Genomic DNA, 15,847 nt, shown 5'->3' on the forward strand with positions numbered 1-15,847 from the left:
CGAACCAGAGCGTTACACCTTCAGCCGCATGGGGAACTGCTGATTGTGATGGCGATGGAATTGATAACGATACCGAGGTAAATACGGATAGCACCGACCCACTTAATGATTGTGATTCCGTTGGGGGTACTCCCCTGGGAACCTCCGACTGTGATGGCGATGGGGTGACCAATGCCCAAGAAGCCACCGATGGTACCGACCCTGATGATCAGTGTGATTTCGTTCTGGCAAATCAAAGTGTCGCACCTTCCGCCGCATGGGGTACTGCAGATTGTGATGGCGATGGAATTGATAACGATACCGAGGTAAATACCGATGGAACAGACCCACTTAATGATTGTGATTCCGTTGGGGGTACTCCCCTTGGAATCTCTGATTGTGATGGCGATGGGGTGACCAATGCCCAAGAAGCCACCGATGGTACCGACCCTGATGACCAATGTGATTTCGTTCTGGCGAACCAGAGCGTTACACCTTCAGCCGCATGGGGAACTGCTGATTGTGATGGCGATGGAATTGATAACGATACCGAGGTAAATACGGATAGCACCGACCCACTTAATGATTGTGATTCCGTTGGGGGTACTCCCCTAGGAACCTCTGATTGTGATGGCGATGGGGTGACCAATGCCCAAGAAGCCACCGATGGTACCGACCCTGATGATCAGTGTGATTTCGTTCTGGCAAATCAAAGTGTCGCACCTTCAGCCGCATGGGGAACTGCAGATTGCGATGGCGATGGAATCGACAACGATACCGAGGTAAATACCGATGGAACAGACCCACTCGATGATTGCGATTCCGTAGGGGGCACTCCCCTTGGAACATCCGATTGTGATGGCGATGGTCTAATCAATTCTGATGAAATTATTGCGGGCACTGATATTTTTAATACGGATACCGATTCAGATGGACTAACGGATAACGAAGAAGTAAATGCCGTAAATGACCCTGCCACAGCATTATTCCCATTGGGCCCTAGTGACCCTCTAGACCCCTGTGACCCAAATACTGGTGTAGGCATTTGCGACTCAGATAATGATGGGCTAACCAATAACGAAGAAGCTACGGCTGGCACTGATCCTAACAATCCTGATACTGATGGTGATACTATTCTAGATGGGCAAGAAGTTAATACTGATTCAACAGATCCACTTGATGATTGTGATTCCGTCGGAGGAACACCCTTGGGTACTTCTGACTGTGATTCAGATGGCCTAACTACAGATCAAGAAACTGCAGCTGGTACAAATCCTGATGACCCTGATACCGATGGCGATGGAGTTCTTGATGGACAAGAAGTCAACACCGATGGCACCGACCCCTTAGATGATTGTGATTCTGTAGGAGGTACACCTCTAGGAACCTCCGATTGTGATGGTGACGGATTAACCAACGATGAAGAGACTACGGGAATTGATGATGGAGCTACACCCGCAGATCCAAATGGCAACATAACCGACCCTAATGATAACGACTCAGATGATGATGGTGTTTTAGATGGGCAAGAAGCCTTGGATGGTACTGACCCAAATGATGATTGTGATTCTATAGGAGGAACTCCCCTGGGAACATCAGATTGCGATTCTGATGGACTAACTACAGACCAAGAGACTGCAGCAGGTACAAATCCTGATAATCCAGATACTGACGGTGATGGTGTCTTGGATGGTCAAGAAGTTAATACAGATGGCACAGATCCTTTAGACGATTGTGATTCTGTAGGGGGAACCCCATTGGGAACCACTGACTGTGATGGAGATGGATTAACTAACGACGAAGAGACGACAGGAGTTGATGATGGTGCAACGCCCGCAGACCCCAACGGAAATATTACCGATCCTAACAATCCAGATACAGATGGAGACACCATTAATGATGGTCAAGAGGCTATAGATGGTACTGACCCTTTAAATGATTGTAGTTCTATAGGGGGTACTCCAACTTCGACATCAGATTGTGATGCAGATGGGCTAACATTTGCAGAAGAAACCACAAACGGAACCGATCCAGACAATCCAGATTCTGATGGCGATGGTATTACAGACGGGCAAGAAGTCAATACTGATGGTACAGACCCACTGGACGATTGTAACTCTTTAGGTGGTACACCGATGGGTACAACCGATTGCGACTCGGATGGATTGAATACGGATCAAGAAACAGCCGTTGGCACTGATCCCGACAATCCGGATACAGACGGAGACGGTATCCCAGATGGTCAAGAGGTGAATATTGATGCAACCGACCCCTTAGATGATTGTGACTCCATCGGAGGAATACCTTTGGGTACTTCTGATTGTGATGGAGATGGATTGGTAAATGCAGATGAAGCTACCGCAGGAACAGATCCTGACAATCCAGATTCAGATGGTGATGGTATCAATGATGGTCAAGAAGTGAATGTTGATGGCACAGATCCCCTAGACACTTGCGATTCGGTTGGAGGCATTCCTGTAGGCTCCGGTGATTGTGATTCTGATGGATTAACAAACGATGAAGAATCGAGCTTAGGTACAAATGGTAACAATCCAGATACGGATGGAGACGGAATTAATGATGGCCAAGAAGTAAACGTTGATAATACAGACCCATTAAACGATTGTAGTTCCATCGGCGGAACACCAACTGGACTGTCAGATTGTGATGTAGATGGATTGACTTTTGACGAAGAAACAGCCCTTGGAACAGATCCAACAAGTCCAGATACTGATGGTGATGGAATAACAGACGGGCAAGAAGTCAATACCGATGGAACAGACCCCTTGAATGATTGCGAATCTATAGGCGGTACTCCCATGGGTACTTCAGACTGTGACGGAGATGGCCTAAATACCCTGGAAGAAACTACAGGAGTTGATGATGTGGATACAGGTGCGAATCCTAATGGAAACATTACTGATCCTGAAGATCCAGATACCGATGGTGATGGTAATATTGATTCTGCTGATCCAAATCCTACGCTACCCACAGCGGCCGACGATTCTATTTCCGGAGTAATTGATGGTAATCCTATCATCTTAAATATTTTGATCAATGACGATTACCTAACAAACAACGATAGTAACAATCTAGGAACAACAACGATTACAAATACCGGCAACGGAACCGCAATTGGTGTAGTCACCTTTGACGCCAATACCGGTGAAATAAGCTACCTCCCTGACTCTTCAGAAGGAGGGCAAACGGTTACCATAGAATATGAAGTTTGTAATGATGAAAGTGGTTCATTGGTCTGCACTACCGCAATTATTAGCATTGACCTAGAAGGCGGTGATACCGATGGTGACGGAATTAACGACATCATAGAAAATATGGATGGTACGGACCCATTGGATGATTGCGATTCAATTGGTGGCACCCCTCTTGGTTCATCTGACTGTGATGGAGACGGTCTTACCAACGATGATGAGGCTACTCTTGGCACTGATCCAGATAATATCGATACCGACGGAGACGGTATTAATGATGGACAAGAATTCAACGATAGCACCAATCCTTTGGATGATTGTGATTCTATCGGCGGAACACCTCTTGAAACAAGTGATTGTGATAATGATGGGTTGTCAACCAGTGAAGAAAATAGTCTTGGAACGGACCCGAACGACCAGGATACCGACAACGACCAAATCTCTGATGGCCAAGAAATTCAAGATGGAACGGACCCTCTGAACCCCTGCGATAATATTAATGGTACGCCTCCTTCAAATGCAGCGTGTAACGTTGGTATCGTCAGTGAATACGTAGTGCCTGGTTCAGGAACTCCAGATGAAAGTTTTAGGGTATTGAACATAGAAAACTTCCCAGATAATAAGGTGCGAATTTATAACCGTTGGGGGGTACTGGTTTATGAAATTGAAGGCTATGACAATAATGGAAGATCCTTTAAGGGCATCTCTAATGGAAGGGCCACGCTTAGTGTTGATGAAGAGCTCCCTGTCGGGGTATACTTTTACATCATTGATTATAACGATAACGGAACAGTGAGAACCTTAAACGGTTATCTCTATGTAAATAGGTAACCATTTAAACCCAAACAATGAAAAGAATTCTGCCGATTTTACTCTTGCTTTTTGCCGGTGAACTTTTTGCCCAGCAAGATGCTCAGTATACCCAATACATGTATAATACCCTCGCGATAAATCCTGCTTATGCAGGGTCAAGGGGTGTATTAAGTGTGGCCGGACTCCATCGTTCACAATGGATTGGTTTGGATGGGGCCCCCTCTACACAAACTTTTAATCTACATGCCCCAATTTCAGAAAAAATGGGTGCCGGTCTTTCTATTGTAAACGACGAGATTGGGAACGGCACCAATCAAGACACTTATTTTGACGCGGTATTTTCTTATACCATTTCAACCTCATACAATAGTAGGGTTTCATTTGGTCTTAAAGCAGGAGGACATTTATTGAATATTGATTTTAATCGTTTACAAGAATTTAATCCTAGTGCTAATGTTACCCAAGAAAGTAATATCGACAACAGGTTTTCACCCAATTTTGGCGCTGGGGTTTATTATTATTCACCAACCTTCTATGCTGGCCTTTCGGTACCAAATTTTCTCGAAACCGAGCACTTTCAAAATTCGGGGTCAAGCAGTTTCTTGGCGCAAGAACGGATGAACTTTTATTTCATTTCGGGGGTCGTTTATGATTTTAGACCCGATTGGAAGTTTAAACCGACCATTCTTCTTAAAGCAGTGCAAGGAGCTCCCCTGCAAGCGGATTTATCTGCCAATTTTATGTATAAGGAGACCTTCACATTTGGGGCCGCTTATAGATGGAGTGCGGCTTGGAGTGCGCTTTTCGGATACCAAATAAGTGATCAATTCATGCTAGGCTTGGCCTATGACAGAGAAACTACGGAACTCGGTAATAGTTCTTTCAACAACGGTTCATTCGAAGTCTTCCTAAGGTTCGAATTCCTGACGCAATTTAAAAAAGTGGTAACCCCAAGATTCTTCTAAAATGAAACTACGTCAATACATAGTATATCTTTTTTTGACGCTGAGTGTTCCCTTGGTTGGACAGCTCTCAAAAGAAGATAAGGCCAAAAAAGAATTTGACAATTACGAATTTATTGATGCTATTGAATCGCACGAGAAATTGGTTGAAAAAGGCATGTACAATGCCGATATCTTAAAACGTTTGGGTGATGCCAATTATGTTACGGGAAATTATAAGAAGGCAGCTGAATGGTATTCCAACCTCATGTCTCTAGACAGTTTGGCCATTGATGCCGGATATCTCTACCGTTATGCACAATCAATGAAAAGCCTTGGTCAATATGAGACCTCCGATTTTCTCATGAAACGATTTGCCGAAGTAAGTACAGAAGACCAAAGAGCTCTGGAATTTGCAAAGAATCAAGAATATTTGAATGAGATAAGTGAAAAATCTGGTCGTTTCGAATTAATAAAGGTTAATTTCAATTCAAAGCTCTCTGATTTTGCACCTTCATTTTATCAAGACACCCTGGTTTTCACGAGTGCTAGAGATACCGGGTTGGTTATCAAAAAAAATCATGCATGGACGAAACAGCCATTTCTCAACCTCTATAAAGTAGATGAAAATGAGAGTGGTGACGGAGTAGTTATGGAGTTTTCGGCAGAAGTAAACAGTTTTGCACACGAATCCTCTACCGTATTCACCAAAAGTGGCAATACCGTCTATTTTACTAGAAATAATGCCGAGAAAAATCAGTTTAAGAGAGATAAAAAAGGTGTCAGCCGTTTAAAATTAATGCGGGCCGATTATATAGATGGTGTATGGCAGAATGAATTCGTTCTTCCGTTCAATGAAGATGGTTTTTCAACGGCCAACCCAGCTTTAAGCCCAGATGAAAAAACGCTTTATTTTGTTTCAGATATGCCCGGTACGATTGGGCAATCAGATATATTTAAAGTAGCCATTAATTCCGATGGTAGTTTTGGTGACCCTGAAAACCTTGGCCCAAAGGTCAATACTGAGGGAAGGGAAACTTTTCCGTTTATCGATGCGAATGGTTTACTGTATTTTTCGTCTGATGGTAGGCCAGGTTTAGGAGGTCTAGACGTTTTTGTAGCAAATATTAAAGGTGCCAATGCTGAGGTTCAAAATTTAGGCAAACCTGTTAATAGTCCGAGTGATGATTTTTCTTTTATCATAAATCCTAAAACGAATTCAGGTTATTTTGCCTCTAACCGTTCCGGAGGAAAAGGTGATGATGACATCTATGCTTTCGTTGCAACTGTTCCAATAACATTTGGGTGCACGGCTACGGCCAGTGGATTCGTTATTAATGAAGTAGATGGTTCATTGGTTGCCAAGGCCAATATTGAAGTTATCAATAGGCAAGGACAGGTTGTAGGTAGCACCATAACAAATAATACTGGTGAATTTTCGATTTCATTGGATTGTGCAGAAACTCAAGATTTCTTGATTATTGGTAAAAAAGAAGGCTTTGGAGAAGGTAACGTTGAAATTAGTTTTATTGGTTCATTTGATGTTAATGAAATCGAAATTGGGCTGAAACCTGATGAAAAACCAGCTGAAGTAGGAACCGACTTGGCTGAGGTATTGGAATTGCAACCCATTTATTTTGATAAAAATAAATCAGATATAAGGCCTGAAGCGGAGATTGAATTGGACAAAGTAATTGAATACATGTCTAAATTCCCAGAAGTAAAGGTATCAATCAGGGCACATACCGATAGTCAAGGTCGTGATTCATACAATCTTAGTTTATCCGATAGACGTGCAAAATCTTCAATGGATTATTTAGTAGCCAACGGAATAGCCGAAGAACGTCTGACCGCAGAAGGTTTTGGTGAGACGCAATTGGTCAATGAGTGCGCTAATGGTGTTGAGTGTTCAAAAGAAAAACATGAAGAAAATAGACGCTCAGAGTTTATAATAGTTCAGTAAAATAGTTTAAGCAAATAAAAAAAGCCGAGAAGTATTTCTCGGCTTTTTTGTGCGGATGAAGGGAGTCGAACCCCCACGCCTCACGGCACTAGATCCTAAGTCTAGCGTGTCTACCAATTCCACCACATCCGCTTAGGGAGTGCAAATATACTTTAAAATTTTGTTGGTAAAACCCCAATTTTCAGAAAGTTCTATTTCGTAATTTTAGCCTGCTTTATAAACGTGTATGGAACAAATCAAAACCTATATAGCCGAACATCGAGATCGTTTTATTAACGAATTGGTAGAATTACTTAAACTACCTTCAATAAGTGCAGACCCCGCCTACTCAAAAAGTGTATTGGATACGGCCGAATCTGTAAAAAACGCTCTGATTTCCGCAGGCTGCGAAGCCGTTGAAATTTGTAAGACCAAGGGGTATCCCGTGGTTTACGGTGAAAAAATTATTGATAAAACTTTACCAACGGTAATGGTTTATGGTCATTATGATGTACAACCACCCGACCCATTGGATTTATGGACCTCTCCCCCTTTTGAACCAGTTATGAAAAAAACGGAACTTCATCCTCAAGGGGCAATTTTTGCAAGGGGAGCCTGTGATGATAAAGGGCAAATGTACATGCATGTAAAAGCAGTGGAATTCATGATTAAAAATGACACCCTGCCCTGTAATGTGAAATTCATGATTGAAGGTGAAGAGGAAGTAGGCAGCGATAGCCTTGCTGATTTTTTAGAGGCAAACAAGGAGAAATTGGCCAATGACATTATTTTAATTTCCGATACGGGAATGATGGCCAACGATATTCCATCCATAACTACAGGTCTTCGCGGCTTGAGTTATGTTGAAGTTGAGGTAACCGGGCCTAATCGCGATCTACATTCAGGTATTTATGGGGGTGCTGTGCCAAACCCAATCAATGTACTGAGCAAAATGATTGCCTCCTTGCATGATGAAAACAACCACATTACCATTCCTGGTTTTTACGAAAAAGTAGCAGAATTATCAGCCGAAGAAAGGAATCATATGGCTGAAGCCCCCTTTGATATTGAAGACTACAAAAAAGCCTTGGATATTGGAGACGTTTATGGCGAAAAAGGATATTCAACACCAGAAAGGTATTCAATACGTCCAACATTGGATGTGAACGGTATTTGGGGTGGATATACAGGAGAAGGTGCTAAAACGGTTATTGCCAGCAAAGCATTTGCAAAAATTTCTATGCGTTTGGTTCCAGACCAAGATCCTGATGAAATCACGGAACTCTTCTCCAATCATTTTAAATCCATAGCTCCCGCCGGTGTCAAAGTAAAAGTAACACCTCATCATGGTGGACAACCTTATGTCACCCCAACAGATACCATTGGTTACAAAGCTGCGTCGAAAGCCTACGAAGCGACTTTTGGAAAAACACCGATACCCGAGCGTACAGGAGGTAGTATTCCTATTGTAGCACTATTTGAGCAGGTACTCAATAGCAAAACCATATTAATGGGATTTGGCTTGGATAGTGATGCTATACATTCACCGAATGAACATTTTGGGGTATGGAATTATTTAAAAGGCATAGAAACCATTCCATATTTTTATAAATACTATACAGAGCTTTCGACTACAGTATAAAAAAAGGACCGAAAGTTAAGAGCCTCGGGGGAAGTTTGGCTCCTAACAATCGGTCCTACAGTTTAGTTCAGTAAGGTTTGGGGAGGGATGCTGCCGTGTTTAGCAGCTTATTGGACTGTACATGTTGATCAGAAGTTCACCTTCGTTGACTTCTACATCACACATTCTAAATACTTTTTTGTTCTCGTTTAAGATTATCATTCCTGTGAACTTGTCTTGTTTAACTTGCTTTTTCATGAGGTTATATTTTTAAAAGATTTTATTTCCTTTTTTGTTACACTCCAAATTTACCTCGGATGCTCAGGGTGGTGTTCTGAACAAAAATCAAAAGGGCTTGAGTATCGACGAATGGTATTTTAGTATAGACTGGTACTTTGAATATTCAAAAAATCCAAATTTTGGTATTCCACTAAGTGCACACAATGATCGATTTAAAGCACGTCTTCAACCCTTTAAAATTTAGAATTGAAAAAATTTTGATTCTACGTTTGTAGAATATAAATATTATTCTACATTTGTAGAGCAATTAAACTTGTTATGCAATTATCCAAAAGTGAAGAAGAACTCATGAATATTCTATGGAAGCTTAAAAAAGCTTTCATGAAAGATTTACTGGAATCATATCCAGAACCAAAGCCAGCTACAACTACAGTAGCCACATTATTAAAGCGAATGATTGATAAAGGTTTTGTGGCGTACGAAAGTATTGGACGTTCCAGAGAGTATTATCCGTTAGTAAAAAAGAAAGCCTATTTCTCTAATCATGTAAATGGATTGATTAAAAACTTCTTTAACGATAGCCCGTCGCAATTTGCCTCGTTCTTTACAGAATCGGCTAACCTATCAAAAGAAGAACTGCAAAATCTTAGGGATATGATTGACCAACAAATTAAAAAAAGCTGACATGGCAATTTATATACTAAAATCCATAGCCTGTATGGCTGTTTTCTTAGTCTTTTACAAATTACTCCTTGAAAAGGAAAACATGCATGTTTTTAAACGATTTTATTTGTTAGTATCGGTTATAGCTTCCCTTTTAATACCTACTATTGTTTTTATGGAATACGTAGTTGTAAATCCTGTTTCCTTACCGGTATCAACAGAACCTCAAGTAAATGACTATAATTTCATCGCAGAACCAAAGGCCATAAAAGATAATGTAACGGATTTTAGTCCAGTTTTTGGGTTTGTTTATTTTTTAGGGCTAATCTATTTCAGTTTTAGATTCATCAGAAATTTGAATCAAATTATTAGACGAATTATAAGAAACCCCAAAAAGAAAGCTACTGGTTTTATACATGTCTTACTGAAAGAGAATTTTCCACCACACACTTTTTTCAAATACATTTTTTTGAATAAGAATAAATCGGAAGCGAATCAAATTCCAATAGAAGTGCTGCTTCACGAAGAAACCCATGCTAAACAAAGACATAGCTATGATATCGTTTTTATTGAGTTGGTTCAGGTTGTTTTTTGGTTCAATCCTTTGATTATTCTATTTAAAAAAGCCATCAAATTGAATCATGAATTTTTGGCAGATCAAGCAGTACTAAAAAAAGAAATAGACCAACCTACCTATCAAAATACATTGCTATCCTATTTATCTAACAATAGCTATAACAATTATCAGTCGAAAATGGCCAATGCCATTAATTATTCATCCATCAAAAATCGTTTTACAGTCATGAAAAAAACAACAACAAAGAAGTCAATTTTTTTAAGGACCTTGCTTTTGCTGCCATTGACATTGCTACTAGTCTTTGGATTTAGTGAGACAAAAGTTGTCCAAAAAGTTTCAAGTCAAAACTCAATTGAAGGGGTATGGTTAGATGCAAATACCGAAACCTATGCGTTCTCGATTCTTTCAAATGGAAATCAACTTCATTTCAATGGACTAAACTATAATCATCCAATTGAAAAGTTTGGGCAAGAATATTACGTCACCACTGAATATGCCGATTTACCAATTTCATTGGAAAGCGAGACAGGTTTGCTTTCATTTTCAGGCCGAAACTATGTTCTCAAGGAGAATAGTCTTCGAAATCAATTTGAAGGAAACTGGAAAAGTATAGAAGGGGATATAACCCTAAAAGTTGAAAATTATACAGATGGTTTTATTTGGGCCATAACAAAAGATGGGCAAACCAATAAGTTCTATCCAAAAAGGGATGAGGATGGTTTCTTTTTTACCTATGGCCATGAAAATTGGTCATTTAAAATTGAAAACGGTGATTTAATAGATTCAAAAGGAATGACATATTCTAAAGAAGTTCTTCCTGACACCAATGAAGTTTTATTTAACCAAGACGAAAATTCAAGTCTGTCTACTGAAGAGCTTGAAGAGTACAATAGGTTAGCCACAAAACTTAAAAACAATAAATATGGACAGTCAAGAATTTTGGTTAGTGAAATTGAGACAATGCAACGACTTTACCAAAAAATGACAAAGGAAGAAAAATTAGCATCTGTAGAACGCTTCGGTTTCCCAACTGGTTCAAACCTTAAGAATAGAAAAGAGCTACCTCAAAAACAAGTTAACATTTATAATAAGCTTGCCAAAAAGTATAATAGCATTCCAATAGAAAATAGAATTATTCCTTCGTATGCTTTAAAAGCCCTCGAAGTTAACTATAGGCAAATGACCTTAACACAAAAAGAGCGGGCGCAACCTTTCCCTGACTATCTGCCCGATAATATTCAAAAAGGTGCCTCTAGGGAACAAATGGCGATATACAATGCATTGGCCAAAAAATATAATGAAATGTCAAAGGACAACATGCATATTAAAATGAAGGAAGTAGAGCGCATGAAATATATCTATAATCTCATGTCAGAAAAACAAAGAGCAGATGCAGAACCTTTTCCTGAATTGCCTGAACCACCTCCACCACCCCAGACTCCTGGCAATCCTGAGCCACCCAAGACTATAGGAAATGGAAATGATTTACCTCCTCCTCCCCCACCTCCTACCCCGCCTTCACCTTTAGACCATGTTATAGAAATGGCAAAAAAAGGAGCAGACTTTTATTATGAAGGCAAGAAAATATCATCGGATAAGGCTATTGAATTACTAAAAAAGAACAAGAGTCTAAATATTGATTCTCGTTCAAATAACAGTAACAATCCTGTTGTACGCATTTCAAAAGCTCCTATAAAAGTTGGTCTTAGTTCAGAAAAGGAAACTAACATTTATAAGTATTCGAGAGAACTTAATGAGAAAGGTGCTTTATTTTACTTGCATGGGGAAATAATTGAGGCTGAACTTGCTTTATATATTATTCAAAATCGAGATTTTGAAAAAGTAGAAACCTACCCATGGATAAATAAAAAACCAGAGGTCAAAATTTTGTCCAAGTCCTGAAACAACTTCCTTACAAATCTGTTAAAGCCTTCTAAATGAAGGCTTTTATTGTAAGAAATCATTCCAAACTCCGTTCTAATAACCTAGTCAAACCAAAACGAACACTATCATGTTACAGAAATTCTTCATTTTCTGCTCAGGAGCAGATTCCGATATATTAGATACTTGTAGTAAAGGAGAGCAGAACAAATACGCCGGTATAGGAGCCACAGTTTTCTTTACTGCAGTAATGGCATTTATTGCATCAGGCTATGCGCTTTATACGGTATTTGATAACGTATACACAGCGATTTTCTTTGGATTTATATGGGGACTTTTAATATTCAACCTTGACCGTTACATCGTTTCCACAATCAAAAAAAGGGATAATAAATGGAGTGAGATAGCACAAGCCACACCTAGAATAATCTTGGCACTAATCATTGCAATCGTAATTTCCAAGCCACTGGAATTGAAGATATTCCAAAAGGAAATCGACCAGGTTCTATTGGAAGAAAAGAACCAAATGACACTGGCCAACAAAGAACAATTGGCACTGCAATACAGTCCGAAAATTGAAAGTCTTAACCAAGAAATCAAATCGCTAAAAGCGGATATCGCTTCTAAAGAGGCAGAAACCAATGCGCTCTATGACACTTATATTTCGGAGGCAGAAGGAACGGCAGGAACAGGTCTGTTAGGTAAAGGGCCTGTTTATAAAGAAAAACGAGAAAAGCACGATGCATACTTAGCAGAATTGAAGTTGCTAAAAGAGAACAACGGACAAAAGATTGCAGCCTTAGAAGATCAAATTGCAACCTTGAACGCGGATTACAACACAAAGGTGGGTGATACACAACCCGTTATTGACGGCTTTGATGGCCTCATGGCGCGCATCAACGCCTTGGACAAGCTCCCTTGGTTGCCTTCTTTCTTTATTTTTCTTTTGTTCCTGGCAATTGAAACTGCACCTATAATCGCAAAGCTTTTGGCACCAAAAGGAGAGTACGATTACAAAACTGAAGAAGCTGAAAGTGTGGTTGCGGTTTGGGTTAACCAAAAAGTGGCGCAACGCAAACTCTTGATGTCCACCGATGCAGAAATGAACCAAGGTATTTATGAGGATTTAAAGTCAGAAGAAGAATTGTACAATTACAAGAAGAAAAAAGCTGGCGAAGTACTTCGGTTGCAGGCGGATTCATTTTACAAAACCCAGACCAAAGGACTTTAAATCAAATCCATTTTCTTGAGCATAAAAGAGGCGTTCATCGTTTTACTGACCCCATTTTTTAATTTATAGTCAAAACTAAGTTCGTCGTTTTCAATAGTGGCATCTAGATGATAGTTCTGCACATTGGTATGGTCATCAGCTGCATCACATAGACTTAAATCATGTGTGGCAATCAAACCTGTGGCTCCCTCTTTAAGTAGACGTGCCAAAATTTGTTTGGAACCCTTGGCCTTGTCATTACTATTGGTGCCCCTAAGAATTTCATCCAATAGCACAAAATACGGTTCTTCTTGAACCAAGTCCACTACTATTTTAAGTCTTTTCAGTTCGGCTAAGAAATACGAATCACCCTTATGCAATGAATCGGCACTGCGCATACTTGTTATTAATTTTAAGGGGGAATATTTACAGGATTTTGCACATATTGGCAAACCAACATTTGCCATTACAATTGCAAGACCGACACTTCGTAAAAAAGTACTTTTACCGGCCATATTCGATCCCGTAATTATGTGAAAGGATTTGTCGGCTATTGAAAAATCGTTTTTTACATTTTTATCATCAGGAATTAATGGATGGCCCAAATCCTTAACTTCAAGGATGGGGCCTGTTCTACTGATTTCTGGAAATGTGAAGGCGGAATGATTGAATCTAAAATTTCCGAAACTGCTATATGCTTCAAAGAAGGCAACAATCTCAAACCATCGCTCAACCTCATCCTTGTTAGATTTTATCCAGTTTTCTATTAGATAGGCAGTCCGTAAAGCACCCAAAAAACAACCATTCCCGAAAATAGCATAGAATACGTTATTGTTATAGTCCATAACATCGAGCAATCTGGAGAACTTTGCGATAGCTTTCGATGCTTTCTTATTTTCATTTTTTAGGAGGTCTTGTTGTTGGCGTAAAAAATCGGACTCAAATTGTTCATCTTCAATAACCTCTAGCAATTTTGCATATTCTTTGAAAGTAGATTTGGCTATATCAGCCTTTGCAGCTAGTTTCTTAATGCGTCCAAAGTACATACCAGTTATTGCCAAACCCAGAATAAGTAAGGGTATTGCTAAATTCAGCAATCCAATATTCTTAAATGATAGTAAAATAACCAGCATAAAAACGGATAAGAATGCCCATGACAGATACCGTATCGCTTTCGGTGTGAAATTTTGATAGCTGTGCAACCATTTTACTATACTTGAAATCGAGGTGTGTTCTTTAACGAACATCGCATTTGCTGTCAGCTCCTGACGCCATTTTATCTTTTCTGAAAGCTCTTGAATTGCCTGCTGCTTCAATTCAATAGTGTCAATATTATTGGATAACAATAGTTGTGAAAACGCATCCTTACCTCCTTTGAGAATACATCTGTTCACGTATTGAAAAAAAGAAGATGTACCGAACAAATCCAAATCATTACTGAAATGATGTTTTGTTTGAAGATACTCCTTACCATCATTGAAACCTTCCAATTCTTGATGTAAAGCTTTCAATTCTTTTTTGTTAATCTGAACCAAATGATAATTGAATCTGTATAGTTTTTTTACGTCTTCGTATAGTCGCACCAAATACAAAAACCCAATAACGCAAATAGCCGTTGAAATCAGTCCAAATGTAGTGTTCCAAAAAACATACGGTAGCAGAAAAACGCCTATAAAGGCAACCAACCGCGCCAAACTCAGCAACCTTAATTTTTGCTTAAGTCGTTCGCATTTTTTGGAATAACCTTTAATCGTTTTGGAATAAAAATCGAGAAGATCTTGCATTGGTATACTACTGGTTAAAGATATCAAATACCATCAAAATTGAAGACTTTAAGTATTTGAGTTGGCCGATGACTGCTGCCGGTAAGCAATCAATTATTTGATTTTTTTAATTGAAAAAGGGCAGTATGCAAACTTTCTTGCCATGGTTTTAGATGAACCCCAAAAACAGATTTGATTTTAGTTGAATCCAATGCGCTGAATTTTGGGCGCTTCGCAAGAGTTGGATATTCTTCTGTAGAAATGGGAAATGTTTTAATTTTTATATCGGAGAGTTCATAAATTTTTTGTGCAAATTCAAACCAAGAAGTAATGCCACTATTGCTGAAATGATATAGACCATAGGTAGGATTTGGTTCTTTCAATATCTGGAGGACCACATTTGCCAGATCAGCAGCGTAGGTCGGTGAACCTAATTGATCATTGACAATTGAGATTTCGTCATTTGCATTTGCCAAATGCAACATGGTCTTCATAAAATTAGAACCATATTCCGAATAAAGCCATGAGGTTCGAATAATAATATGTGATTCAAGAATTTCGGCAATCCCTTTTTCGCCCTCTAGTTTTGTTTTACCATAAACTCCGAGAGGATTGGTGGTATCCATTTCTGAGTATGGAAGATTGGATTCACCATCAAAAACAAAATCAGTTGAAATATGCACCAATGTTGCACCTGAATTTTTACAAGCCATTGCTAGGTTTCTAACACCAAAAACATTGACTTTTTCAGCTTCGTCGGGTTCCTTTTCAGCATTATCGACATTAGTGTAGGCAGCACAATTAATACAGCAATCAAACTGTTCTTTCTGGAATAAGGTGGTAACCTTTTTAGAATCCGAAATATCCAATTCTTGAAAAGATTTGAATATGAAATGGTAGTGATTATTTGATTGGTCTTTAGCCAATTCTTTTAGGCACTTGCCAAGTTGGCCGTTGGCCCCAGTTACCAAAACTTTTTTAAAAGACAAAGCCTTAACTTTTTAG

Annotated in this window: 10 protein-coding genes and 1 tRNA gene; 7 read left to right on the forward strand and 4 right to left on the reverse strand. The window is 39.4% G+C overall.

The annotated features are described in order from the left end of the window. The 3 genes from HCU67_RS02005 to HCU67_RS02015 form a co-directional block, all read left to right on the forward strand. On the forward strand, positions 1–4,022 hold a 4,022-nt coding region (locus HCU67_RS02005), incomplete at its 5' end, for a T9SS type B sorting domain-containing protein (RefSeq protein ID WP_210423600.1). A 17-nt stretch (positions 4,023–4,039) separates the two neighbouring features. Then, positions 4,040–4,969 (forward strand): PorP/SprF family type IX secretion system membrane protein, encoded by a 930-nt coding sequence (locus tag HCU67_RS02010; RefSeq protein ID WP_168550939.1) that lies wholly within the window; start codon positions 4,040–4,042, stop codon positions 4,967–4,969. Position 4,970: 1 nt separating this feature from the next. Beyond that, positions 4,971–6,908 (forward strand): OmpA family protein, encoded by a 1,938-nt coding sequence (locus HCU67_RS02015; protein WP_168550940.1) that lies wholly within the window; start codon positions 4,971–4,973, stop codon positions 6,906–6,908. A 50-nt stretch (positions 6,909–6,958) separates the two neighbouring features. On the opposite strand, the gene HCU67_RS02020 is transcribed toward HCU67_RS02015, so the two are convergent. Beyond that, a tRNA-Leu gene (locus tag HCU67_RS02020) sits at positions 6,959–7,040 on the reverse strand. A gap of 94 nt (positions 7,041–7,134) precedes the next feature. On the opposite strand from HCU67_RS02020, the gene HCU67_RS02025 reads away from it, so the two are divergent. Continuing rightward, a complete protein-coding gene (locus HCU67_RS02025; RefSeq protein ID WP_168550941.1) occupies positions 7,135–8,529 on the forward strand; it encodes a dipeptidase in 1,395 nt (464 codons plus the stop codon). A gap of 99 nt (positions 8,530–8,628) precedes the next feature. Here the strand turns inward: HCU67_RS02025 and HCU67_RS02030 are convergent, their stop codons facing one another. Then, the gene (locus HCU67_RS02030) at positions 8,629–8,766 is read right to left on the reverse strand and encodes a hypothetical protein (protein ID WP_168550942.1); all 138 of its coding nucleotides are present in this window, start codon (positions 8,764–8,766) and stop codon (positions 8,629–8,631) included. Positions 8,767–9,066: 300 nt separating this feature from the next. On the opposite strand from HCU67_RS02030, the gene HCU67_RS02035 reads away from it, so the two are divergent. The 3 genes from HCU67_RS02035 (at position 9,067) to HCU67_RS02045 (ending at position 13,100) form a co-directional block, all read left to right on the forward strand. Beyond that, on the forward strand, positions 9,067–9,432 hold the full coding sequence (locus HCU67_RS02035; RefSeq protein ID WP_168550943.1) for a BlaI/MecI/CopY family transcriptional regulator: 366 nt from the start codon (positions 9,067–9,069) through the stop codon (positions 9,430–9,432). A gap of 1 nt (position 9,433) precedes the next feature. Next, positions 9,434–11,890: a M56 family metallopeptidase gene (locus HCU67_RS16700; RefSeq protein ID WP_168550944.1), complete on the forward strand. Its 2,457-nt coding sequence runs from the start codon at positions 9,434–9,436 to the stop codon at positions 11,888–11,890. A 109-nt stretch (positions 11,891–11,999) separates the two neighbouring features. Then, complete coding sequence (locus HCU67_RS02045) at positions 12,000–13,100, forward strand: DUF4407 domain-containing protein (protein ID WP_168550945.1); 1,101 nt, start codon at positions 12,000–12,002, stop codon at positions 13,098–13,100. On the opposite strand, the gene HCU67_RS02050 is transcribed toward HCU67_RS02045, so the two are convergent. Then, on the reverse strand, positions 13,097–14,863 hold the full coding sequence (locus tag HCU67_RS02050) for a MutS-related protein (RefSeq protein ID WP_168550946.1): 1,767 nt from the start codon (positions 14,861–14,863) through the stop codon (positions 13,097–13,099). The two genes, HCU67_RS02045 and HCU67_RS02050, sit on opposite strands and share 4 nt — an antisense overlap. Positions 14,864–14,952: 89 nt before the next feature. Next, the gene (rfbD, locus tag HCU67_RS02055; protein ID WP_168550947.1) at positions 14,953–15,831 is read right to left on the reverse strand and encodes a dTDP-4-dehydrorhamnose reductase; all 879 of its coding nucleotides are present in this window, start codon (positions 15,829–15,831) and stop codon (positions 14,953–14,955) included. Positions 15,832–15,847 lie beyond the last annotated feature (16 nt).

The organism is Croceivirga thetidis, assembly GCF_012272815.1.
GTDB classification, from domain to species: domain Bacteria; phylum Bacteroidota; class Bacteroidia; order Flavobacteriales; family Flavobacteriaceae; genus Croceivirga; species Croceivirga thetidis.